The sequence below is a fragment of the Eggerthella sp. AM16-19 genome (genome assembly GCF_003474385.1).
GTDB lineage: Bacteria > Actinomycetota > Coriobacteriia > Coriobacteriales > Eggerthellaceae > Senegalimassilia.
In genome coordinates, this window is the sequence record NZ_QUCY01000010.1 from 63234 (window position 1) to 86927 (window position 23694).

Genomic DNA, 23694 nt, shown 5'->3' on the forward strand with positions numbered 1-23694 from the left:
AAGAAACGCGGGCCTTACGACCCGCGTTTCCGTTAATCTTCCAGGTAATCCTTCAGCTTGCTGGAGCGGGAAGGATGACGCAGCTTTGCAAGCGTCTTGCTCTCGATCTGGCGGATACGTTCGCGCGTGACGCCGAACTCGCGACCGACCTCCTCGAGCGTGCGAGGATGGCCGTCCTCCAGGCCGAAGCGCAGGCTGATGACCTTGCGTTCGCGCTCGGCAAGGCCGTCGAGCACCTTGGACAGCTGCTCTTGGAGCATGCTGAAGCTGGCAGCATCGGGCGGCACCACGGCGGCGTCGTCCTCGATGAAGTCGCCGAGCTGGGAATCCTCTTCCTCGCCGATGGGCGTTTCCAGAGAAACGGGCTCCTGGCTGATCTTCTGGATCTCGCGCACACGCTCGGCGGGAAGGCCCATCTCCTTGCCGATCTCCTCGGGCGTTGGCTCGCGACCGAGCTCTTGCAGAAGCTGGCGCTGGATGCGCACGAGCTTGTTGATGGTTTCCACCATGTGAACCGGGATGCGGATGGTACGCGCCTGGTCGGCGATGGCGCGGGTGATGGCCTGGCGGATCCACCACGTGGCGTACGTGGAGAACTTGAAGCCCTTCGTGTAGTCGAACTTCTCGACGGCGCGGATCAAGCCGAGGTTGCCTTCCTGGATAAGGTCCAGGAACAGCATGCCGCGGCCGACATAGCGCTTGGCGATGGACACGACCAGACGCAGGTTCGCCTCGATGAGCTGCTGCTTGGCATCGATGCCCACCTGCTCCACACGGCCCAGACGGCGCTTCTCTCGACGCTCGAGTTCGCGGCCCTCCTCCTCGGCCTTATCAAGCTCGGCCGCGGCGGCGACGCCTGCTTCGATCTTCATGGCCAGGTCGATCTCCTCGGCGGCGCTGAGCAGCGGGACCTTGCCGATTTCCTTCAGGTACATGCGCACCGGGTCGCCGGTGAGCATGGTGACGTTGGCGGCCTCGTTGCGCTTGCGCACCGAGCTACGGGTTTTCTTCGTGCGCACCTTGGGCAGCGACACATCGGAAGCGGCCTTGAGCTCCTCCTCGGGGATGCCCTCGAGCAGGTCCTGCTCCTCGCCGTCCTCGTTGATGTTGGACTCCGGCTTCTCGTCGGATGCCGCCTCGGTGCTGCTCATATCGGGCTCGACGTCGTCGACGTCGAGCACGTCCTCGTCCTCAAGCACCTCTTCGACCACCGCGGGGGCAGCGGCCGGCTTCGCGGATTTCGCGGTCTTGGAAGCGGTTGCCTGGTTCTTCGAAGCTTGAGCCACGTGTTCTTCCTTTCGACAGGATAAAAAACGCGCCTATTGCCATTCCGCAAATGGGCGCAAATAAGCATCAAATTAAGATAGCATAATCTGCACGTCAGAGCAAGTCATCAGGGTCAACGTCCACGGCGACGTTCACCCACTTGTCGGCCTTGCGGCGTCGGAACACCGGCAGAAGCACTGCGGACACGTCGGCGTCCGCGGGGCACTTGACCACAATATGCCAGCGATACGTGTTGCGCAGCTTCGCCAGCACGCACGGGGTTGCCGGCAGCACGCTCCACCCGTCGCCGCCGAAGGCGCGCGCCTGCTCGGCAAGCTCGACCGCGAGCTCGCGAGCGAGCGCCGCCACGTCGGCCTCGTGAGCGCCCCATACCAGCACGTTCGCCATGCGCACGTACGGCGGATACCCGAGCATCTTGCGCTTGGGCAGCTCATCTCGCAAAAACAGCGCGCGATCGTAGCGCGCCGCGGCGCGGATGGGCGCGGCGTCGGCCTCGTAGGTCTGCACGAGCACGCGCCCGGGCAGTTGAGCGCGGCCGGCGCGGCCCGCCACCTGCTCGATCAGGTCGAACGTGCGCTCGTGCGCACGGAAATCGGGCAGCTGCAGCTGCGTGTCGGCGTTGATGACGCCCACCAGGGTGACGTCATCGAAGTCAAGGCCCTTCGCGATCATCTGCGTGCCGAGCAGCACCGCCGCCTGCGCCGCCGCGAACCGCTCGAGCAGGCGCTCGTGGGCCCCCTTCCCGCTGGTAGTGTCGGCATCCATGCGGATGATGGGCACGCCCGGCCCCACCCCGGGCATGGCGTCGAGCGCGCAGCGCAGCTCGTCTTCCACCCGCTGCGTTCCCGCGCCGAACTTCTTCAGATAAGGGCTCGAGCACTCCGGGCACACCGCCGGCGATGCCTGCCGGTAACCGCAATGGTGGCATGCCAGGAAGTTGCCTCGCTCATGGTAGGTGAGCGACGTGTCGCAGTGCGGGCACTTCGGCACGAAGCCGCATTCGCGGCACAGCAAAAACTTCGCGAAACCGCGCTGATTGAGCAGGAGCACGACTTTGCGCCCCTGCGAAAGCTCCTCTTGCAAGGCGCGCGTAAGGGCGGCGGAGAACATGGAGCGAGAACCCTCGGCGAACTCGCGCGCCATATCCACCACGCGGACAGCGGGCATCGGGCGGCCGTTGGCGCGCTCGGGCAAGCGGACCTGCGTCCAACGCGGATGCTTCGCGCACCGGTAAAGCGCCTCGATCGACGGCGTGGCGCTGCCGAGCACCACCGCGGCGCCGCTTCGACGGGCCATCCAGCACGCGACCTCGCGCGCGTGGTAGCGCGGGGCGCTGTCCTGCTTATAGCTGCCCTCGTGCTCCTCGTCGATGACGTAGAGCCCCACGTTGGCGAGCGGGGTGAAAAGCGCGCTGCGCGCACCCACCACCACGCGGGCCGCGCCGCTGCGGATGAAGTCCCATTGGTCGTAGCGTTCACCGGCGGACATGCGCGAATGCATGACCGCCACGGTATCGCCGAAGCGGCCGCGGAAGCGCCCTACTGTCTGCGGGGTCAGCGAGATCTCGGGCACGAGCACGCACGCCGTGCGACCTCGCGCAAGGACCCGCTCGATAGCCTGCAGATACACCTCGGTCTTGCCCGAGCCCGTGACGCCGTCGACGAGCACCACGTGGCCGTCGGCGGCATCGCAGGCGGAGGAGATGGCGTCGAGCGCCTGCGCCTGGCCCGGGGTGAGCTGCGGCTTGCGCGAGGGAGCATGCGCTGCGTTTTCGTTGCCCACCGCCAGGTCGGCATCGTCGGCGCACAACCGGCCCGCATGACCTTCGCAGGCGGTAGCGAAGCCGGCGGCTCCCCCCTCGACGACGCCCCCGCCAGCGGCCTCCCCGAAGCCGACCGCCTCTTCGCCGGCCGTATCCCCAGCCGCACCCGAAACCGCGCGCTGCGCGATGCGCGCCGCGTCTTCGGAAAACCCGCGCATGCGGCGGCGGTGCTCGATGACCACCGCGCCCTTCGCCTCCAAGGCCTTAAGCGTCGAGGAAACCGAGCCCAGCTGAGCGGCCAACTCGCTGACGCGCAGCTGCCCGCCGCGCAACGCCTCCATGACCGCGACCTGTTTGACGGCGTTCGCGCGGGGTGTGAACTCGGAAAACGCCGGGCCGGCGACCACCCAGCGATCGTCGACCTGGCCGACCGCGGGCTGTTCGAGGCGCCAACCGCCATCGCGCCCGTGCACCATGCGCGGCACGCCGCCCGGCGGCGTGAACAGGCGCACACACGCCGACAACGGCGCAATGTAGCGCTCGGACAGCCACTGGGCGCAGGCGGCGCCCTCTTCATCGAAATACGGCTGGCTGACGGCGCGCTCAATGGCCTTGAGCTTGCCCGCGTCGATGCCCTGCGGCCACTGCGGCCCGCCGGGCTGCCCATATTCGCCGATCGACACCACAAAGCCCACGGCGCGCCGGTGACCGAACGGCACCAGCACAGCGCAGCCCACCGAAATGGCGAAGTCGCGCCCAAGCGGGCCGTCGTCGCAATCGCCCGCGCCTTCGCATGCGGCGGCGAACAGCCCCTCTTCAGGGACTGCATAGGTATAAGGCGCATCGAGCGCCTGCGTAGGTATGTCCAAGATCACAGATGCCAGTTTCATAGCGCACCAGTATACCAGCGTTTCGCGGAAAGTCCTCGAAAAGGCGAACAGATATACGCTTTTCGAGAATCGCCTGCGCTCGTACCCGATTCTCCCGCCGGTCCCGCATTCTGGTCGATACCGCGACCGTTCGATAGGGCGAAGCAACGCCCGCGCACATCGGCGTGGCGGTCGCCGACATGGCGATCACCCACAGCATGCCCGAAACGCAGGAAAGCCCGCCGGCGAGCGCGGCATATCCCGGAACCCCGAACTATGCCGCGCTCGCTTCCAGCGGGCTTTCCCTATTTCGCGATATCGATCATGTCCGCCGCCTTCCGCAGCGGGCTTCCTAGCCGATTCCGGCCCGGCCCCATTCCGCAACATGCGTTGCGATCGGTGTAAGCCGGTCACGCGCCATGCCCTTCTGCCGAAGGGCGCCGAAAACGCTTACTCCAGACCGCAGGCCTTGCGCAGGGCGTCCGCGCGGTCGGTTGCCTCCCAGGTGAACTCGGGAAGCTCGCGGCCGAAGTGGCCGTAGGCGGCCGTCTTGCGATAGATGGGACGGCGCAGGTCCAGGTCGTCGATGATGGCACCGGGGCGCAGGTCGAACACCTCGCCGATGGCGCGCTCGATGTCGGCCACGGGCACGCACTCGGTGCCGAACGTGTCGACCATGACGGACACGGGGCGAGCCATGCCGATAGCGTAAGCCACCTGCACCTCGCAGCGGTGCGCGAACCCCGCGGCGACCACGTTCTTGGCAACCCAGCGGGCAGCGTAGGCCGCGGAGCGGTCCACCTTCGTGCAGTCCTTGCCGCTGAATGCGCCGCCGCCGTGGCGGCCCATGCCGCCGTAGGTGTCGACGATGATCTTACGGCCGGTCAGGCCGCAGTCGCCCATGGGGCCGCCGATGACGAATCGGCCGGTGGGGTTGATGTGGATGCCGGCGTCGGGGGCGAGCTCCACGCCCTCGCGCTCGAGCACGGGGCGGATGACGTTGGCCTCGATCTCGGCGCGCAGCTGCTCGGTGGAGATCTCCTCGGAATGCTGCGTGGAAACCACGACCTTTTCCACGTTAACGGGCTTGTCATCGATGTAGCGGACCGAGACCTGGGTCTTGCCGTCGGGGCGCAGGTAGGGCATGGTGCCGTCCTTGCGCACCGCGGCCAGCTGCTCGGCCATGCGCTGTGCCAGGTAGATGGGCATGGGCATGAGCGTGGACGTCTCGTCGCAGGCGTAGCCGAACATCATGCCCTGGTCGCCGGCGCCGACCTTCTCGTAGGGGTCGTCGCCCGCCTGGCCGTGCTGGGCCTCGTAGCTCTCGTCGACGCCCTGGGCGATGTCGGGGCTTTGGTCGTGGATGGCGTTGAGCACACCGCAGGTATCGCAATCGAAGCCGTACTTCGCGCGATCGTAGCCGATCTCGCGCAGCACCTCGCGCGCAAGCGCGGGCACGTCGACGTAGGCCTGGGTGCGGATCTCGCCGGCCACGATAATCATGCCCGTGGTGGCCATGGTCTCGCAGGCGCACCGCACCTGCGTGGGGTCGGCCGGTTGACCGGACGGGGAGACGTAGCCCTGCCCGGCAAGCTCGATCTCCTTCTCAAGGATGGCATCGAGCACGGCGTCGGAGATCTGGTCGCACACCTTGTCGGGATGACCCTCGGTGACGGACTCGGACGTGAACAGATAAGAAGAATGCGCGTTGGCCATTGATGTTCCTCCTTCATCGTTGTCGGCCGGACCACCTTGGCGCTTTTGCGCCAGGTTGGTGTCGGGATCTGCGAGCCAACCCTCTCCCCCGACTCTTGATAAACGGATATGTTCGGACGGTGCGCACCGCCCGCGTTTATGCTAGCTGCGAACGATACCACACGGGCATCATTTTGTATGCCCTGCCCGTCGCGCTCGTGGAATCACCATATATCGATACGCGCGAACCGCATGAGACGGCCGGCTTTCGGCAGATGTCAACGGGCCCGTCCGACGCCTCGCCGGACGGGCCCGACTTATTCATATAGGTGCGAAGATGGAAAGGGGGTTCCTCACCTGCGCTTTAGCGACGGCCTTTCAGCGCACGGCGCTTCAGGCGGGCCCCCAAAGCCGTAGCCGCTGCCACGATGGCCGCCACGCCGGCCGCGCCAGCAACCGCACCGGCCGCGTCGCCGGTCGTCGCCAATCCCGTCGATGCACCGGCCTTGACAGTAGAAGCGTTACCGGAGCCGGCAGGCACGGAAGCACCCTTCGAAGCGTCTTCGCCCGTTTGGCCCGTGCCGCCCTGCTCTTGATCGATGCCGCTATCGTCTCCCTCGCCGCCGGAATCCTGGTCATCGCCAGCCGCTGAGCCATCGCCTGCGGCATCGGCCTTCTTCAACGCCGCCATGGCGTCGCGGATGCCCTTCTCCGCCTGGTCGATCTGCTCTTGCGTGGCCGCGCCGTCCTCCAAAAGCGCTTTGCCCGCTGCGATTTTCGCCTGTAGCGCATTCCAGCTATCGGCCGTCCAGCCATCGTTCGCCAGCGCGCTCGCCTGCTCGATGGCTGCCTCCAAGCTCGTGCGATCTGCCACCTTCGCCAAGCCGTCCATGGCAAGCTGCAGCTCGGCAGCAGCCTGGTCGTACTGGGCTTTCGTGGCATAGGACGCGGCAAGCAACGTGTTCGCCGCCTCCAACTTGGCGGCCAAGATCTGCCAGCTATCCGGCGTCCAGTCGGCCTGCGAGAGCTGAGCGGCCTGCTCGACGAGCGCCGCGAGCGCCGAAGGGTCGCCCGCCGCCTCGCGCCAATCGTAAGTCAGCAGCAACGCATCGGAATCACCCTTGGACAGGCCCGCGAAATCGCCGTCGTTGGAGTCTCCGTACATGAGCAGGTTCAGCTGATACCCGTTCACCGCCGTGATCTGGGCCGCGTAATCGCCCGCGGAACCGCCCACGACGTCAAGAGACAAACGCTTTCCCGCCTTGTCGTACTGCGCCACGTACACATCGCTCGAGCCCTTGTTCAGGTCCTTGAAATCGAAGTCGGTCCCGTTGCTATTGCCGATGACCACATACCGGTCGTCAAGCTCCACGGCGCGCTCCGCCTCGTTGGACTCCGAGCTTTTCAGGCCATCGACCCACTCGACATGGCCGGTAGCGCCGAGCTTCATGATGTAGGAGTTCTCGTATCCGGAAAATCCCGCGAACGTATCGGTAGAGGACTTCGTCTTGCCGAGCATGACGAACCCGCCGTCGGAGGTGGCGGTCACGCCGTTGAAGTACTCGTTGGACTCGCCGCCGTAGGTGTTGAGCCACACGCTGGTCCCGTCGGCTGCGCTGATCTCGGTTGCGAACAGGTCGAACGTGTTGCCGTAATAAGGTGCGTCGGCAAAGTCCTCGGTGTAGGAGGACTTGATACCCGCGACCACGTAGTTGCCGTTCGCAAGGATATCGATGCCGAAATCGCTCGATTCAAGGTTCCTGCCGCCGATGGTGCGCGTCCATTCGGTGTTACCCGACGCATCGTATTTGACCACGACCAAGTTGAAGATGCCGCGGTTCAGATCGGTCAGGTCGCCGTCGTGCGACGAGGTCTCGAACAGGGCAACACAACCGCCGTCGGGCGTCGCCTTCACGGCTTTCGCCTGATCATGGCCCGAACCGGTCAAGCCCCGCATCCAAGCCACGGTGCCGTCAGCGGAAAAGCGCGTCACGAAGGCGTCGGTCTGCCCGAACACCGCCCCGTCGCGATCGAGCGAGGCGAAATCGCCCTTCGGCGTGCCGTCGGCGGTGGTGAAACCGCCGCACAGGTAGAACCCGCCATCGGTTGTGGCGTCGACGCTTGCCGCGTAGGCCGTGTAATTGTTCTCAAGCCCACCCAACTCGATGGTCTTGAGCGAGTTGCCCGCCGCATCGCGGATGTTCACGTATGCGTTCGACGGGCCGCGCTGCAAGCCCTCCACGTCGCCGTCGAAGCTGTACGTTTGCCCCACCGTGGCCAACGTGCCGTCAGCCAGCACGGTGGAATCGGCCGCGTATTCCGCGCTCGAGCCGCCGAACGTCGTCTTCCACGTATAGGGGAAGTCGGGCAGCGTCACCTCGACCGGGGCGAAATACGGCGGCGTGTCGGTTACGCGCGCGTTCGCAGGGTCGAACGACAGGCGCACATCGCCCATGGCGTTGTCGATATGGATGCGCACGGGCTTATCAAGGCTTTTCACCTGGATGGTCGTGGTTTTCACGCGCGTCGAGGGGTCATAGGAGTCGGAAAGCGCGTCCACCATGACGCCATCGCCGCGATCGTAGGTGACATCGCCCAAAAACGACGGCGTCACCTCCGAGCCCATGATAGTGGCGCGCTGGAAGTACACCGTCACCGTGTACTGCTCGCCCGTGCGCTGCACGTAGGCGTCGGCATACAGCATCGGGGCCATCATCGACGCCTCGTCCTTGGTCGCATGCAGCGCGCTCACCGGCACGAGCGTGGTCTCCTCGGCATGCGTCGTGAGCTTCTCGGCGTTCAGGCTGGCGACGAACCCGTCGATCTTGCCCGCCCGCCCGGCGAAGATGCCGTCGTCGGATTTCGTGGTGCCGCAAACCAGGAAGTCGTCGGTACCGCTCACGGACAAGCCCTTCGCCGTGTCGTCGTCGTTGCCGCCGAACGTTTCGATGCCCAAGCGCGCGCCGTCGGTGGAGAAATGCGCCGCGTAGGCATCCTTCTTGCCGAACACTTGCGTGCCGGTGAAATCGTTGTCAGCGGCTTTATGGGTGCCCGCGACGATATAGCCGTCAAGCGCCGTCACGACCCCGTCGGCGGTGACGGCTTCGCTGTCCTCGATCAGGTTCGACCAGATGACGTTGCCCGTCGCGCCGATGCGCATCACAAAGCCGGCCGAATCGGAATCAGCCGCATCGCGCACGCCGAAGTCACCGTCGGCGGACTTGGTCGTTCCCGCGATGATGAAGCCGTTGTCGATGGTCCCATGGCCCTCGTCGGCGGACGACATCGTGGAGATGACGCGCGAGACGCTTGCGGCCTCGTCCTTGCCCGCGCCGCCGTAGGATTTCGTCCACTCGACGGAGCCGTTGGCGGCGATCTTGGAAACGAGCACGTCGTTGTCACCCTTGTTCTGGCCCTCAAGATCGCCGTTGTTCGCGTTGGTCTTGCCTACCGCCAGATAACCCGCGGACACCGAAACGCTGTTGCCCATGTCATCGAGCGCGGTGGCATCCTGCATCTGCACGACGGCGGAGAACTCGTCGGACTGCAAGGACTGGCCTTCCATCTTCGAGCCGCCCACGCGCGTCACCCACACCAAGTTTAAGTCGTCATCGTACTTCGCGATGACGGCGTCGGTGTCGGTCTCGGTCTTTCCCGTGGCCTGCATATCGCCGTCCGTGGACGCCGATGAACCGACCACGATGAAGCCCCCGTCGACGGCGGGCGTGATGCGCTGCAGCACATCCTTGCCGCTTCCGCCGAACGTCGCCGTCTTCACCAGGTTGCCCTGGGTGTCGAACTTGGCGAGCAGGCCATCCTGCCCGCCGCGGCTCTTGCCCTCCAAGTCGAACTTGGTCGACTGTGTGGCGCCAACCGCCACGAAGCCGCCGTCATCGGCCTCGGTCACGCTGTTGAACAGATCGGCCTTCTCGCCTTCCACCCAGCCGCGCCACAGCTCGTCGCCATCGGCGTCGTAGCGCACGAGCACGGCGTCCGCCTTGCCCTTCGCGTGCTCCTGCGTGCTGCCGCCCGGCGCATCGAAGGTGGCGGCGGCCACGAAGCCCCCGTCGCTTAAGCGCTGGGTCTGGTTCACGCTATCGCACGTCGTGGAGACCGTGCTGCTTCCGGCATCGCCGAACAGATGCGCCCAATCGACGATCGACGACGCTTCGGCGCCGGCCGTCGCGGGCGCCGCGCATGCCAAAGACAGCGCGATAGCCGCACCGGCCGCCAGGGGCCTTCCCATATGCTTCCCCACCGTTTCGCTCCTTTGAACTTCTCGAACGGGCATGCCGCCGAGACTCTTAAGTTTTGTCGGGGTAACTTTATAAGAGCGGAAGTTGTTATTAGCCAAGGGTTACCCTGCATCACAGAATCTTCACTATGGCAAACTTCTCTTCGCCATCAGCGGGAAGGAGGCGTGCAGATGGCTGCCGGCGCACGCGCGGTATATGGGCGTATCTGAGGTTCCCCGTCCTGCTGCATCAACGCGGCTCCTCGTTTGCTAAACTGGGCGGAAACCAGCCCCAACCGGGAAAAGAGGACGCATGACGTATACCGCACCCCAGCCTGCCGACCAGCCCGTTTTCAAGAACGCAGCCTATACCCAGGAGTACATCGACATCGCCGAATCCCTTGACGGCGACATCCCCGGCCGCCGCGCAGCGCGCGCCTACATGGATTCCTCCACGGCCATCGTGCATCACCGCGTGGTATCCACCAGCTTCGTGCCCAAGCTCTACGACGCCGCATCGCGCCGGGTCATGCGCGAGGTCGTTGAAACCACGCACCGCATCCTGTGCAAGGTCATGCAGCACTACCTCGACGACGCCGAGTACCGCAAGATCTTCGACTACGACCCGCGCCTAGCCGAGCTCATCCTGGTCCCGCGCGGCTACGACGCGCTGCTGCCCTTCGCCCGCTTCGACATCTTCTTGGACGAGAACACCGGCGACGTGGCGTTTTGCGAGTTCAACGGCGACGGCAGCTCGGGCATGAACGAGAACCGCGAGATCACGCATTCAGTGGAGGGAACGGCCACCTTTAAAGAGTTCGCACGCCGTCATCACGTGGAGGGCTGCGAGCTGTTCGACGCGTGGGTGCGCGAGTTCGCCGCCATCTACGCCACCTACGAGCATCGCGTGGAAAACCCCCGCTTCGCCATCTGCGACTACCTGCAAAACGGCGTTGTCGACGAGTTCCACCTGTTCGCGAAGCGCTTCACCGAGGCCGGCCACCCCTGCACGGTGTGCGATGTGCGCGACCTGACCTTCGACGGCGAAGTGCTGCGCGACAAGGAAGGCCAGCCCGTCCACGCCATCTGGCGCCGCTGCGTCACCAACGACGTGCTGGAGTTCTGGGACGAATCGCAGGCGCTCATCGAGGCTGTCAAGGCGCAAAAAGTGGCGCTCATCGGCAGCTTCGCCGGCCACGTCGTGCACGATAAGCAGATTTTCGAGGCGCTGTTCAACCCGATGACGCAGGCGTTTTTGACGCCCGAGGAAATCGCGTTCGTGGAGCGCACCGTCCCGCAGACGCGTTACCTCAACGAGAAGGAAGTCGACCTGGACGCCATCCGCGCCGACAAGGACGCCTGGATCATCAAGCCCACCGACGCCTACGGCGCGGCCGACGTGTACGCGGGCTGCTTCCAAACGCAGGAGCAATGGGAGCAGATCATCGCGAAGTTCGCCAACGGCGCCGCCGGCGCGCCGTTTTTGGTGCAGCGCTATATCACGCCGTTTAAGACGCAGATCCTCACGCCCGACGACGGCATCGCCAACCTGGCCGATGACCAGGTGCAACGCGAGCCGGTGCTGTACAACAACCTGGAGGGCCTGTACTGCTACAACGGCACGTTCCAGGGCATCTTCAGCCGCTTAGGGCCCTTCCCCACCATCAGCAAGCCTATGAAGGGCATCACCTGCGCCACCATCTGGGTCGACTAGAACGCGCCCAGCCTGCCCTGCTCGCGGCCCCCAAGTCCCAAGACGCGGGGACCGCGGCCGTTTCACCCTTCCCCAACACCTGCGAGGCCCCTTTCACATGACCCGACTGTTAAACGGAATCGTCGCCTTCGGCAGCGCGCTGCTGCTGGCCGTCACGCTCATCGGCGCCGGCTTCGCCGCCGTCGCCATCCCCGATGCAGCCACCGCAACGCTGTCGCGGGCGTTTTCCGGCTGCGACCAGCCGAACACCCCGCTCACCGCCGACGAGTTCGCCTCCATGGCCATAGCCGGCAAGCATTACACCTTCGACGACAACGACCGCGAAAAGCTTGACGCCGCCATCGCCGAGGCCAACGTCGCCGCCGAGGCCAACGTCGCCGCCGAGGCAGACGGGCGCGCCACCGCGTCGACCAGGGAAAACGCTGCCCGCAGCCTGCCCGCTGACGCGATAAGCCACCTCGACGATGTCTACCGCGTGGCAAGCATGGCCAAACCTGCCCTCGCGATCGTGGCCGTGCTATGCATCGCAGGCCTTGCGCATGTGGCGGTGCGCATCGGCCGGCGGGCGCTCGGGCGCACGCTTATCGCAGGCGGCGGGTTAGTGCTTGCGGCGTTTTGCGCGCTCGGGGCATGGGCGGCCATCGACTTCGACGGGCTGTTCGCCGCCTTCCACAGCCTGTTCTTCCAGGCGGGAACCTGGACGTTTCCCTACGACAGCCTGCTCATCACCTTGTACCCAACCGCTTTTTGGATGGGCATGGGCGGCATCTGGCTTGCAGTTACCTGCATTGCCAGCATCATCTGCATCATCGTAGGACGATTGCTGCGCAGTGAAACTGAATAACGTACTGGATAGAATTTGTTCGGCAAATGGAAGGGCGGAAGCGAGATGCCCCCCTTCCATTTGCCGAACAAATTAACCTTGTGGGTTAATTCAATAACATCTTCCGATATCCTAAAAGTGTTTCTTAGAAGAAGCGACACATATACGGACAAAAGGAGGCGCACTATGTCCGCGCAAGACTACGCTCTATTCGAGCCCATCGCGTACCCCGACGAAAAAATCAAAGTCCTTGGGGTACACGATGGCTGGAATACTTATGCTCGGCGCTTTATCTTCTGCTTCCCAAACTACATAGACACTTATGGAGCCTTCTATGGATAGCAAAAAGAAAACAGCTCTGATTACCGCATTAGTTGTTCTCGCGCTATCGATTCTGTGCCTTTCCCTAATTACGATAAACTCAATCTGCCCTTCACGCAAAACAGCCGACGAAAGCAGCAGCGCCCCGTCGCAATACACTAACTTTGGCTCCATTAATGACATCGGACCCGAAACCAACAAATCAAAAACCATGGCGAACGGATTTAACATAAGCAACAACGTGAGTGGAGACAGCCCTACCGTAATTATCACAACGAGATGTTCGGTTCAAGCCACCGAAATTTCCGAAGATGGACAAAACCTCGTGACAATTACTTCTTACGCCAATGAATTGGCCGATCTAATTGGCGCGCAATCTCTTATTCTTGACTGCACGCCACGAGTTGATAACGGCACCGCTCCGCCACCTCCCGACGTCGGATCCGATGCAATCGCCGAATTCGGATGGCCACAGGGGTCGAACCCGCCACTAGGATCAATCAAGGCAACTAGCAATTAAATTAGCAAAGGAAACCGCCATGGAGCACTGCTCCGATTTCAAGCAAAGCAAACAAGCCGAAAACAAAATCAAAAACACGTGCGCGACAATCGCTCGTGTTTTCATGGTTTTGTTTGTACTATCAGTAATAGGCCTACTAGCCTATTTAGGCGTCTCTGTACATTCCTTCATAAGCAACGACGATGCATCCTTACTAAGCATTTTTTATCCAACAATCCAGCTCGCAACGGCATGTATTACTCTACGGCTTATGTATGCACTGTTTCGCAATATCGCAAACGGCAGGTCGCCTTTATAATAGGAATTGAAGTTAAATTAGATGCTAAAAATTTGTAATTAAGAAGGAGGGATTCGTCATGTTGGTATTCCAAATGCGTAATGTAGATAAAACATCTACTGTTTTGAAACAGACTAAAAACAGTGATTACGCAGATAAATAAATACGTTAGATTAATTCCTACCAGTGACTAATCTTATGACTTTTTAAACAGATAACTAAAATTACAAACAAATCGTTTAACTTCTGTATTTATTTATAGATATAATCATTTCAGGAGTGATTACATGAACAAAAATATAAAATATTCTCAAAACTTTTTAACGAGTGAAAAAGTACTCAACCAAATAATAAAACAATTGAATTTAAAAGAAACCGATACCGTTTACGAAATTGGAACAGGTAAAGGGCATTTAACGACGAAACTGGCTAAAATAAGTAAACAGGTAACGTCTATTGAATTAGACAGTCATCTATTCAACTTATCGTCAGAAAAATTAAAACTGAACACTCGTGTCACTTTAATTCACCAAGATATTCTACAGTTTCAATTCCCTAACAAACAGAGGTATAAAATTGTTGGGAGTATTCCTTACCATTTAAGCACACAAATTATTAAAAAAGTGGTTTTTGAAAGCCATGCGTCTGACATCTATCTGATTGTTGAAGAAGGATTCTACAAGCGTACCTTGGATATTCACCGAACACTAGGGTTGCTCTTGCACACTCAAGTCTCGATTCAGCAATTGCTTAAGCTGCCAGCGGAATGCTTTCATCCTAAACCAAAAGTAAACAGTGTCTTAATAAAACTTACCCGCCATACCACAGATGTTCCAGATAAATATTGGAAGCTATATACGTACTTTGTTTCAAAATGGGTCAATCGAGAATATCGTCAACTGTTTACTAAAAATCAGTTTCATCAAGCAATGAAACACGCCAAAGTAAACAATTTAAGTACCGTTACTTATGAGCAAGTATTGTCTATTTTTAATAGTTATCTATTATTTAACGGGAGGAAATAATTCTATGAGTCGCTTTTGTAAATTTGGAAAGTTACACGTTACTAAAGGGAATGTAGATAAATTATTAGGTATACTACTGACAGCTTCCAAGGAGCTAAAGCGCTCGGGACCCCATTAAGTATTTTTAAAAGCATGGTCGCAAGTTTCACTAGCAGCCATGCTTTTATTGAATCATTGTAGGACATTTTAAAGATAATTGCCCACTTTAAAATTAAACATGTGCTTAGAATCGTTCTAGGCAACACCAATAACAATCACTAATCACAAGTGATTTGTGATTAATCACTTGTGATTTACAAGGTGTAACGATATAATTAAATGGAAAACGTGCAAAATATTTACATAAACAGGAGGGAGAAACTTGGAACTAGCATTTAGAGAAAGCTTAAAAAAGATGAGAGGTACCAAATCAAAAGAAAAATTCTCCCAAGAATTAGAAATGAGTAGATCAAATTATTCATTGATTGAATCAGGAAAATCAGATCCGACATTAAAAACATTGGAACGAATTGCAGAATTGACAAACTCAACCTTAGTTATTGACTTAATTCCTAATGAATTAGAACAAGTAGAGTTGCAAATAGAAGAAGAGAAGCAATGATTGTCGTTAATATATTTAACGAAATTGTTGCTTATTTTTTTAAAAGCGGTATACTAGATATAACGAAACAACGAACTGAATAAAGAATACAAAAAAAGAGCCACGACCAACTTATTTTCCGCCAAGAAAATAAGTTGCGAGCCTTAATTGATTACCACCAATCAATTAAAGAAGTCGAGACCCGAAATTTGGTAAAGTATTTAATTACTTTATTAATCAGATACTTAAATATCTGTAAACCCATTATATCGGGTTTTTGAGGGAATTTCAAGTCTTTAAGAAGATACCAGGCAATCAATTAAGAAAAACTTAGTTGATTGCCTTTTTTGTTGTGATTCAACTTTGATCGTAGCTTCTAACTAATTAATTTTCGTAAGAAAGGAGAACAGCTGAATGAATATCCCTTTTGTTGTAGAAACTGTGCTTCATGACGGCTTGTTAAAGTACAAATTTAAAAATAGTAAAATTCGCTCAATCACTACCAAGCCAGGTAAAAGCAAAGGGGCTATTTTTGCGTATCGCTCAAAAAAAAGCATGATTGGCGGACGTGGCGTTGTTCTGACTTCCGAAGAAGCGATTCACGAAAATCAAGATACATTTACGCATTGGACACCAAACGTTTATCGTTATGGTACGTATGCAGACGAAAACCGTTCATACACGAAAGGACATTCTGAAAACAATTTAAGACAAATCAATACCTTCTTTATTGATTTTGATATTCACACGGCAAAAGAAACTATTTCAGCAAGCGATATTTTAACAACAGCTATTGATTTAGGTTTTATGCCTACGTTAATTATCAAATCTGATAAAGGTTATCAAGCATATTTTGTTTTAGAAACGCCAGTTTATGTGACTTCAAAATCAGAATTTAAATCTGTCAAAGCAGCCAAAATAATCTCGCAAAATATCCGAGAATATTTTGGAAAGTCTTTGCCAGTTGATCTAACGTGCAATCATTTTGGGATTGCTCGTATACCAAGAACGGACAATGTAGAATTTTTTGATCCCAATTACCGTTATTCTTTCAAAGAATGGCAAGATTGGTCTTTCAAACAAACAGATAATAAGGGCTTTACTCGTTCAAGTCTAACGGTTTTAAGCGGTACAGAAGGCAAAAAACAAGTAGATGAACCCTGGTTTAATCTCTTATTGCACGAAACGAAATTTTCAGGAGAAAAGGGTTTAATAGGGCGTAATAACGTCATGTTTACCCTCTCTTTAGCCTACTTTAGTTCAGGCTATTCAATCGAAACGTGCGAATATAATATGTTTGAGTTTAATAATCGATTAGATCAACCCTTAGAAGAAAAAGAAGTGATTAAACTTGTTAGAAGTGCCTATTCAGAAAACTATCAAGGGGCTAATAGGGAATACATTACCATTCTTTGCAAAGCTTGGGTATCAAGTGATTTAACCAGTAAAGATTTATTTGTCCGTCAAGGGTGGTTTAAATTCAAGAAAAAAAGAAGTGAACGTCAACGTGTTCATTTGTCAGAATGGAAAGAAGATTTAATGGCTTATATTAGCGAAAAAAGTGATGTATACAAGCCTTATTTGGTGACGACTAAAAAAGAGATTAGAGAAGCGCTAGGCATTCCTGAGCGGACATTAGATAAATTGCTGAAGGTACTGAAGGCGAATCAGGAAATTTTCTTTAAGATTAAACCAGGAAGAAATGGTGGCATTCAACTTGCTAGTGTTAAATCATTGTTGCTATCGATCATTAAAGTAAAAAAAGAAGAAAAAGAAAGCTATATAAAGGCGCTGTCAGAGTTTTTTGACTTAGAACATACATTCATTCAAGAGACTTTAAACAAGCTAGCAGAACGCCCAAAAACGGACACACAACTCGATTTGTTTAGCTATGATACAGGCTGAAAATGGAAGAAGTTTTAATTGATGATAATATGGTTTTTGATATTGATAATTTAAAAGGATTTCTTAATGATACCAGTTCATTTGGGTTTATAGCTAAAGAAAATAATAAAATTATAGGATTTGCATATTGCTATACACTTTTAAGACCTGATGGAAAAACAATGTTTTATTTACACTCAATAGGAATGTTACCTAACTATCAAGACAAAGGTTATGGTTCAAAATTATTATCTTTTATTAAGGAATATTCTAAAGAGATTGGTTGTTCTGAAATGTTTTTAATAACTGATAAAGGTAATCCTAGAGCTTGCCATGTATATGAAAAATTAGGTGGTAAAAATGATTATAAAGATGAAATAGTATATGTATATGATTATGAAAAAGGTGATAAATAAATGAATATAGTTGAAAATGAAATATGTATAAGAACTTTAATAGATGATGATTTTCCTTTGATGTTAAAATGGTTAACTGATGAAAGAGTATTAGAATTTTATGGTGGTAGAGATAAAAAATATACATTAGAATCATTAAAAAAACATTATACAGAGCCTTGGGAAGATGAAGTTTTTAGAGTAATTATTGAATATAACAATGTTCCTATTGGATATGGACAAATATATAAAATGTATGATGAGTTATATACTGATTATCATTATCCAAAAACTGATGAGATAGTCTATGGTATGGATCAATTTATAGGAGAGCCAAATTATTGGAGTAAAGGAATTGGTACAAGATATATTAAATTGATTTTTGAATTTTTGAAAAAAGAAAGAAATGCTAATGCAGTTATTTTAGACCCTCATAAAAATAATCCAAGAGCAATAAGGGCATACCAAAAATCTGGTTTTAGAATTATTGAAGATTTGCCAGAACATGAATTACACGAGGGCAAAAAAGAAGATTGTTATTTAATGGAATATAGATATGATGATAATGCCACAAATGTTAAGGCAATGAAATATTTAATTGAGCATTACTTTGATAATTTCAAAGTAGATAGTATTGAAATAATCGGTAGTGGTTATGATAGTGTGGCATATTTAGTTAATAATGAATACATTTTTAAAACAAAATTTAGTACTAATAAGAAAAAAGGTTATGCAAAAGAAAAAGCAATATATAATTTTTTAAATACAAATATATAATTTCTTGCAATCATTGCATCGCTCTTACTTGCAAGCTGCCTAGTCGAAATTGTCATGCAATTAATTCCTGCAGTAAGCGAACATATTTTTCAAGTTGGATCTTTCGCAGAAATCGGATACGTGCAAGACCCTGCCACCAGCTCCTTACACATTGACTTGAAAACCACAGTCATGGCTGCATTCTGCTACGCCGTTTCAGCCGTGTTTTCTTATGGAGCCGATTTGCAGCAGCTATCAGACGAAACAATTTAATATGAGCAAAATTATAGTTGACATCGATAGCGCAATGCGGCTCAAGGGGCTCAACAATAAAAAGCTAGCGGCCATTCTTGGCTTAACAGAAGTTCACGTTAGTCGATTGAAGAACACAAACATTAAAGCAATTCGTCTTGATACCCTAAATTCTCTTTGCGAAGTACTTGAGTGCGAGCCCGGGGACATAATCAAGCGAATTCCCTAAATGTCAATTCGTCAATCACTTTGTGCTCGTATAGCTCATAGAAATATTTATTCATAGCGCAGTACGAATCGGGGCTATCGAGCTGCACGTTTCCCTTTGGTTTCGTTTTTAAAATAGCCAGAATAAGACTTCCTCTTAACCGACCGAGAAAAGAACATGCATGACCTCCAGTGAAGAAAAATGCACTTCTACTGCCCCAAACGAAATAAGCATCCCTCATTCATGAGACTCGGGCAACCGCTAAATCGACGAGCGTCAAGCATTAGCAAGTTCAATCACATCGTTTAGCCGTATGTCGCATTTTGGGTGGTGAACGCATACGCCTACCTTGCAGCTGCGCTCAAGCCGCCTATACTGGAACAACCGATGATTCAAACACGTAAGGAACTAACGAACCATGACTGAGAGCAAACCGGTGCGCGTCCGTTTCGCGCCTTCCCCCACGGGCAAGCTGCACGTCGGCGGCGCCCGCACGGCCATCTACAACTGGGCGTTCGCCCGCGCCACAGGCGGCACCTTCATCCTGCGCATCGAGGACACCGACCCCACCCGTTCCACCGAGGAGAACACGCAGGTCATCCTGAACGCCATGAAGTGGCTCGGCCTTGACTGGGACGAGGGCCCGGAGGTTGGCGGCGAGTGCGGCCCCTACTTCCAGACCCAGCGCTTCGACACCTACGCTGACGCCCTTGAGCGCCTGAAGGAGCGCGGCATGGTCTACCCGTGCTTCTGCACGAAAGACGAGCTTGACGCCAAGCGCGCGAAAGCCGAGGCGGAAGAGGGCGGCTATGCCGGCTACGACCGCACGTGCCGAGACATCGACCCTGCCGAGGCTGCCCGCCGCATCGAGGCCGGCGAGCCGCACGTGTGGCGCCTGAAGGTGCCGCTCGAGCACGGCCCCATCGAGTTCGACGACGCCGTCTACGGCCACATGTCCTTCCCCGCCGACGTCATGGACGACATGATCGTCGTGCGCACCGACGGCACGCCCACCTACAACTTCGCCGTGGTCTGCGACGACGCCAACATGGGCATCACGCACGTCATCCGCGGCGACGACCACCTGTCCAACACCCCGCGCCAGATCCTCATCTACGAGACCCTCGGCTACGACGTGCCCACCTTCGCGCACCTGTCCATGATCTTGGGCTCCGACGGCCACAAGCTCTCCAAGCGTCACGGCGCCGCCAGCGTCGAGGAGTTCCGCGACAACGGCTTCCTGCCCGATACCATGGTGAACTTCCTGGCGCTGCTCGGCTGGAGCCTTGACGGCGAGACCACCATCATCGACCGCGAGACCCTGTGCTCGAAGTTCAGCCTGGACCGCATCACAAAGAAGGACGCCATCTTCGACCAGACCAAACTCGAGTGGATGAACGGCCAGTACATCCAGCGCATGGGCGCCGACGAGTGGGTTGCCGCAAGCCGCCCGTGGCTCGTGCAGGCCGGCGCATCCGAGGCCGACATCGATGCGCGCCCGGAATGGTACGCCAAACTCTATCCGCTGATTTCCGAGCGCTTGCAGCGCCTCGACGAGGTGCCTGCGAAGCTCGCCTACATGTTCTGGGGCGCCAACGTCGCCGAGCTGGACGAGAAGTCGGTAAAGAAGGTGCTGCTCAAGGAAGGCGCCCGCGCCGACGAGGCCCTGGCCAACTGCCGCGCCATCCTGGCCGACGAGTCCCGCGCCTGGGAAGCAGCCGGCCTTGAGGCCGCCTGCCGCGAGCTGGGCGACAGCATGGACATGAAGCTGAAGTTCGTGTTGCAGCCGCTGCGCGTGGCCGTGTGCGGCAACATGGTCTCCCCGCCGCTGTTCGAGTCCATCGAGCTCATGCCGCGCGAAGATGTGCTCGCCCGCATCGACCAGGTCACCGAGCAGGTCTTCGGCGCATAACCCGAGCACGGAAGGCACCTGTTGACCGAAACCAACGAACAACAGCCGTTTCAGATCCCGCAGCGCATCCTCGTGCTGCGGGATCTGTGCATACGCACCCGAGGCGCCGATTGCACGCGCTGCGGCGAAGCCTGCCCGAAAGACGCCCTGTCGTTCCCCGAGGGAAAGCCGCCCGTCATAGACGATGCTGCTTGCTCGCTGTGCGGCATCTGCCAGGGAACCTGCGATGCGTTCGCCTCCACAAGTTATACGCTCACGCAGGCCCATGCCGACGCACGGCGGGCCGCCATGGGCGCCAGGCCCGCTATCATCACCTGCGCCGAGAACGTCTCGGACGAAGACGACCCTGCAAGCAACGTGGTAGAGCTCCCCTGCTTGGCCATGTTGTCAGCCGAGCTGTGGGCGGCGCTGTTGGCCGAAGGGGCCGATGTGCAGGTGGCCATCGACATGGAACGCTGCGAAACCTGCACGAAGGCGGGCGGGCCTGCGCAAGCCCTCTACGCCGAGCGCATCGCGCATGCCGAGGAATGGACGCAGCGCAATGTGGGGTTCGCGCCGTCGCTGCCCCAGGCGGCTGACGAAGGGTTGTTCGCCGGCCTGGCCAACGCCGGCGCCGACGGAGACCGCCGCAGCCTGTTCACCGATATGCTCTCGCAGCTCAAGGACGCGGCATCGGGCACCACGCGCGAACGCACCGACGCCCACCTGCAAACGCTGCGCGAGCAAAACGAGCGGTTCGCCGCCCATCAGCGGCTCGACCTGGGAAACGGCACGCAATTCAACAGGTTCGCGCCGCACGGGCGCGTAAAACGCGTCATGGGTTCGTCGCGCAACCTGCTGCTGCAAGCGCTCGACACCCAGCCCGACATGGCGGCGCGGGTGGAGCTTTCCCTACCTGAAATCGATGCCGATGCCTGCGAGGGCTGCCTGCGCTGCACCCGCGCCTGCCCCACCGGTGCGCTTGCGCCCGACGCCCAAGACGGCACGCTTACCCTCGACTGGCGCTACTGCATAGGCTGCGGCCTGTGCGAGTCGGCATGCCCCCGCAATGCCATCACGTTAACAACCAAGCCCATCTCCGAGGCCGCGTGCTAAGATAGCCGGGAACAAACCGTTAGGAGCGCTTCCATGAACCAGCCTCGCAACAACCCCGATTTCAATCCCTACGAATCTGCTCAACAAGCGGGTACGCAAAACCCGCAGCTTGACGCAACCGCAAGCGCTGCGCAGACGCCCGGCAACGCCAGCCCAGCGTCGGAAGCAGGCAACTGCGCCGATTCCAGCCCCAACGAAACCGCTGAGCCAACAGCACCCCAGGTCGAACGCGCCGAAACGACGATGAGCGCCGCACAGGCGCCGTGCCAGGCCGGCACCGCAGCCGGCCCGCAAGCCGCTCAGCAGCCTTCCGGATACGCCGTTCCCCCGCAGGCACCCTATGCGCAACCTTCCTACGGCTCAGCGCAGCCGCCTGCAAACCCCTATGCCGCCGAGCCGAAACCTGCGAAGAAGTGGCCTTGGATTCTTTTGGGCTGCGCGCTGGCGTTTCTTATGGGGCTTGGCGGATGCGTCGGCTTCGCCACGGTAGGCATGGTGGCCGATTCGCTTCACAGCCGCGCCGACGGCGTCCATTCCTACGATTTCGACGACCTGCCGTACGGCTACGATCCCGACGAGCTGCCCGATAGCGATTACTACGGCGGGTTCACGCTCTCCGACATCAAGGAAGCGGCGGGCGACCTGCCCTGTGATATCGACGACGAGGGCAAAGCGACCGCAGGCGTATACGTGGTAGGCCGCGATATCGACGAGGGGCTGTACTTCCTCCAGGGAAACCCATCCACCGAAGCTGAATTCTATCTGTTCAGCCCCGAAGGGTCTGGCACCTACAGCATGAGCGCCGCGGTCACCTACACGGGCAATTACTTTGCCGACCTCGAAAACGGCCAGGTGATCGCCTTCATGCCCAGCGCAAAAAGCATGCTGATGATTCCCGCCGACCAAGCCGATTTCCAGCCGCAGACACCCTACGCCAGCGGCCTGTACCGCGTCGGCCAGGACATTCCCGCCGGAACCTATACCATCACCGTCAGCCCGGACGCGCCGCACAACGCCTCGCAGGACTATGCCGCCTACGTCATGAAGGACCTGGATTTCGATGATGACTCCATCATCGATTCCAAGCCCCTGCTACGCGGAAGCACGCAGACCGTCACCGCGGAAGACGGCGAATGGCTGGAGCTGTTCGGCACCATCGCAACGCCAACCGAATAACCGCCGCAAGACGTCACGCGCCCTTCGACAAGTATCGGAGGGCGCTGCTTTTCACCTACCGCTATCGAAAGGACGCCCATGCTCCCCGAAAACCCCACCATCGATCAGGTTCGTAAGTTCTTCGCCAATGACAAGTTCGCCACAGAGGCCGCAGGCTGCACCATCGTCGAAGCCGCATGCGGCCATGCCGTTTGCGAGATGCCGCTCGAGCCGATCCACTACAACGCCCAAGGCGGCGTCATGGGCGGCGCTATTTTCACCCTTGCCGACTTCTGCCTGGCCATCGCCTGCAACGTAAACGAGCAGCCCACGGTATCGGTGAGCAACACCATCGAGTTCCTGAGCGCCGCCAAGGGAGACAAGCTCATCGCCGAATGCACCGTCGACAAGTCGGGTAGGAAGCTCGGGTTTTACACGGTGGACATGTCCGACAACACGGGCCGAAAGGTCGCCCGCATGACCGCAACCTGCTACCGATAGCTGCCAGAAGGGATTCGACGACCTTAGCTGCACTGCTGAACTTGCAAACCAAACGCTCAGCCCATCCAGAATCGCTGCCGAAAAAAATTTTCAAAATTAGGGGTTGCGCGCTGAAACGGTTTCCGTATAATAGTCAACGCACCTGATTCGGGGCCTTAGCTCAGCTGGGAGAGCGCATGGCTGGCAGCCATGAGGTCAGGGGTTCGATCCCCCTAGGCTCCACCAAATTTTCTAGGTCCGGCATATGCCGGACCTTTTTTGTTTCTCAACCTTTGATGTACTACGTATACAACTGGATTCGGTAACAAGTACAGGTCGTTCGGAGAAGCTTGCGAATCAAGCACCCATCCCCACCTGAAACCCTGCTGAAAAAAATTTTCAAACACGGCGTAACGTTTCTGGGGGTGCGGTGTAAGCCGCGTCGGCGAT

At 56.6% G+C, this 23694-nt stretch carries 17 protein-coding genes, 1 tRNA gene, 1 pseudogene and 1 riboswitch; of the genes and pseudogenes, 15 read left to right on the plus strand and 4 right to left on the minus strand.

Annotation, left to right across the window (positions count from 1 at the left end; genetic code table 11):
- Positions 1–32 precede the first annotated feature (32 nt).
- The 4 genes from rpoD to DW178_RS05410 all read right to left on the minus strand — a co-directional run bounded on the left by rpoD (position 33) and on the right by DW178_RS05410 (position 9871).
- Positions 33–1286 (minus strand): RNA polymerase sigma factor RpoD, encoded by a 1254-nt coding sequence (rpoD, locus tag DW178_RS05395; protein ID WP_042433802.1) that lies wholly within the window; start codon positions 1284–1286, stop codon positions 33–35.
- A 94-nt stretch (positions 1287–1380) separates the two neighbouring features.
- Entirely contained in the window at positions 1381–3939 is a 2559-nt protein-coding gene (gene priA / locus DW178_RS05400; protein WP_118350060.1) for a replication restart helicase PriA, read from the minus strand.
- Positions 3940–4368: 429 nt separating this feature from the next.
- Positions 4369–5634, minus strand: coding sequence for a methionine adenosyltransferase (metK, locus tag DW178_RS05405; protein ID WP_118350061.1), 1266 nt, complete (start codon positions 5632–5634; stop codon positions 4369–4371).
- Positions 5635–5644: 10 nt separating this feature from the next.
- Positions 5645–5739, minus strand: a riboswitch (SAM riboswitch).
- Between the two features lie 238 nt (positions 5740–5977).
- On the minus strand, positions 5978–9871 hold the full coding sequence (locus tag DW178_RS05410; RefSeq protein ID WP_118350062.1) for an FIVAR domain-containing protein: 3894 nt from the start codon (positions 9869–9871) through the stop codon (positions 5978–5980).
- A 289-nt stretch (positions 9872–10160) separates the two neighbouring features.
- Between DW178_RS05410 and DW178_RS05415 the strand changes: the two genes are divergently transcribed.
- From DW178_RS05415 to DW178_RS05485, 15 genes and pseudogenes are all read left to right on the plus strand, one after another.
- Positions 10161–11561 (plus strand): carboxylate--amine ligase, encoded by a 1401-nt coding sequence (locus DW178_RS05415; protein WP_118350063.1) that lies wholly within the window; start codon positions 10161–10163, stop codon positions 11559–11561.
- A 97-nt stretch (positions 11562–11658) separates the two neighbouring features.
- Positions 11659–12405, plus strand: a complete 747-nt coding sequence (locus tag DW178_RS05420; RefSeq protein ID WP_118350064.1) for a lipoprotein intramolecular transacylase Lit — start codon at positions 11659–11661, stop codon at positions 12403–12405.
- A 313-nt stretch (positions 12406–12718) separates the two neighbouring features.
- Entirely contained in the window at positions 12719–13225 is a 507-nt protein-coding gene (locus DW178_RS11155; protein WP_147363819.1) for a hypothetical protein, read from the plus strand.
- Positions 13226–13581: 356 nt separating this feature from the next.
- Complete coding sequence (locus tag DW178_RS05425) at positions 13582–13665, plus strand: 23S rRNA methyltransferase attenuation leader peptide (RefSeq protein WP_001814874.1); 84 nt, start codon at positions 13582–13584, stop codon at positions 13663–13665.
- A gap of 124 nt (positions 13666–13789) precedes the next feature.
- Positions 13790–14527 (plus strand): 23S rRNA (adenine(2058)-N(6))-methyltransferase Erm(B), encoded by a 738-nt coding sequence (gene erm(B), locus DW178_RS05430; RefSeq protein ID WP_002292226.1) that lies wholly within the window; start codon positions 13790–13792, stop codon positions 14525–14527.
- 361 nt (positions 14528–14888) lie between these two features.
- Positions 14889–15128 carry a helix-turn-helix transcriptional regulator gene (locus DW178_RS05440; RefSeq protein ID WP_002380754.1) on the plus strand — a complete coding sequence of 80 codons (240 nt, stop codon included), beginning with the start codon at positions 14889–14891 and terminating at the stop codon, positions 15126–15128.
- A gap of 393 nt (positions 15129–15521) precedes the next feature.
- Complete coding sequence (locus DW178_RS05445; protein ID WP_002380753.1) at positions 15522–17012, plus strand: primase C-terminal domain-containing protein; 1491 nt, start codon at positions 15522–15524, stop codon at positions 17010–17012.
- Positions 17013–17014: 2 nt separating this feature from the next.
- Positions 17015–17407, plus strand: coding sequence for a GNAT family N-acetyltransferase (locus tag DW178_RS05450; RefSeq protein WP_000393259.1), 393 nt, complete (start codon positions 17015–17017; stop codon positions 17405–17407).
- Positions 17408–18160: pseudogene (gene aac(6')-Ie / locus DW178_RS05455) on the plus strand (aminoglycoside N-acetyltransferase AAC(6')-Ie); the annotation flags it as partial. It lies immediately after the preceding gene.
- Positions 18161–18449: 289 nt separating this feature from the next.
- Positions 18450–18623 (plus strand): helix-turn-helix domain-containing protein, encoded by a 174-nt coding sequence (locus DW178_RS11645; protein WP_353653290.1) that lies wholly within the window; start codon positions 18450–18452, stop codon positions 18621–18623.
- 397 nt (positions 18624–19020) lie between these two features.
- Positions 19021–20514 (plus strand): glutamate--tRNA ligase, encoded by a 1494-nt coding sequence (gene gltX / locus DW178_RS05465; RefSeq protein WP_118350066.1) that lies wholly within the window; start codon positions 19021–19023, stop codon positions 20512–20514.
- A 21-nt stretch (positions 20515–20535) separates the two neighbouring features.
- Positions 20536–21609 (plus strand): ATP-binding protein, encoded by a 1074-nt coding sequence (locus tag DW178_RS05470; RefSeq protein WP_118350067.1) that lies wholly within the window; start codon positions 20536–20538, stop codon positions 21607–21609.
- 33 nt (positions 21610–21642) lie between these two features.
- Entirely contained in the window at positions 21643–22785 is a 1143-nt protein-coding gene (locus tag DW178_RS05475) for a hypothetical protein (protein WP_118350068.1), read from the plus strand.
- Between the two features lie 78 nt (positions 22786–22863).
- Positions 22864–23265, plus strand: coding sequence for a PaaI family thioesterase (locus DW178_RS05480; RefSeq protein ID WP_118350069.1), 402 nt, complete (start codon positions 22864–22866; stop codon positions 23263–23265).
- 149 nt (positions 23266–23414) lie between these two features.
- A tRNA-Ala gene (locus tag DW178_RS05485) sits at positions 23415–23490 on the plus strand.
- Positions 23491–23694: the final 204 nt, after the last annotated feature.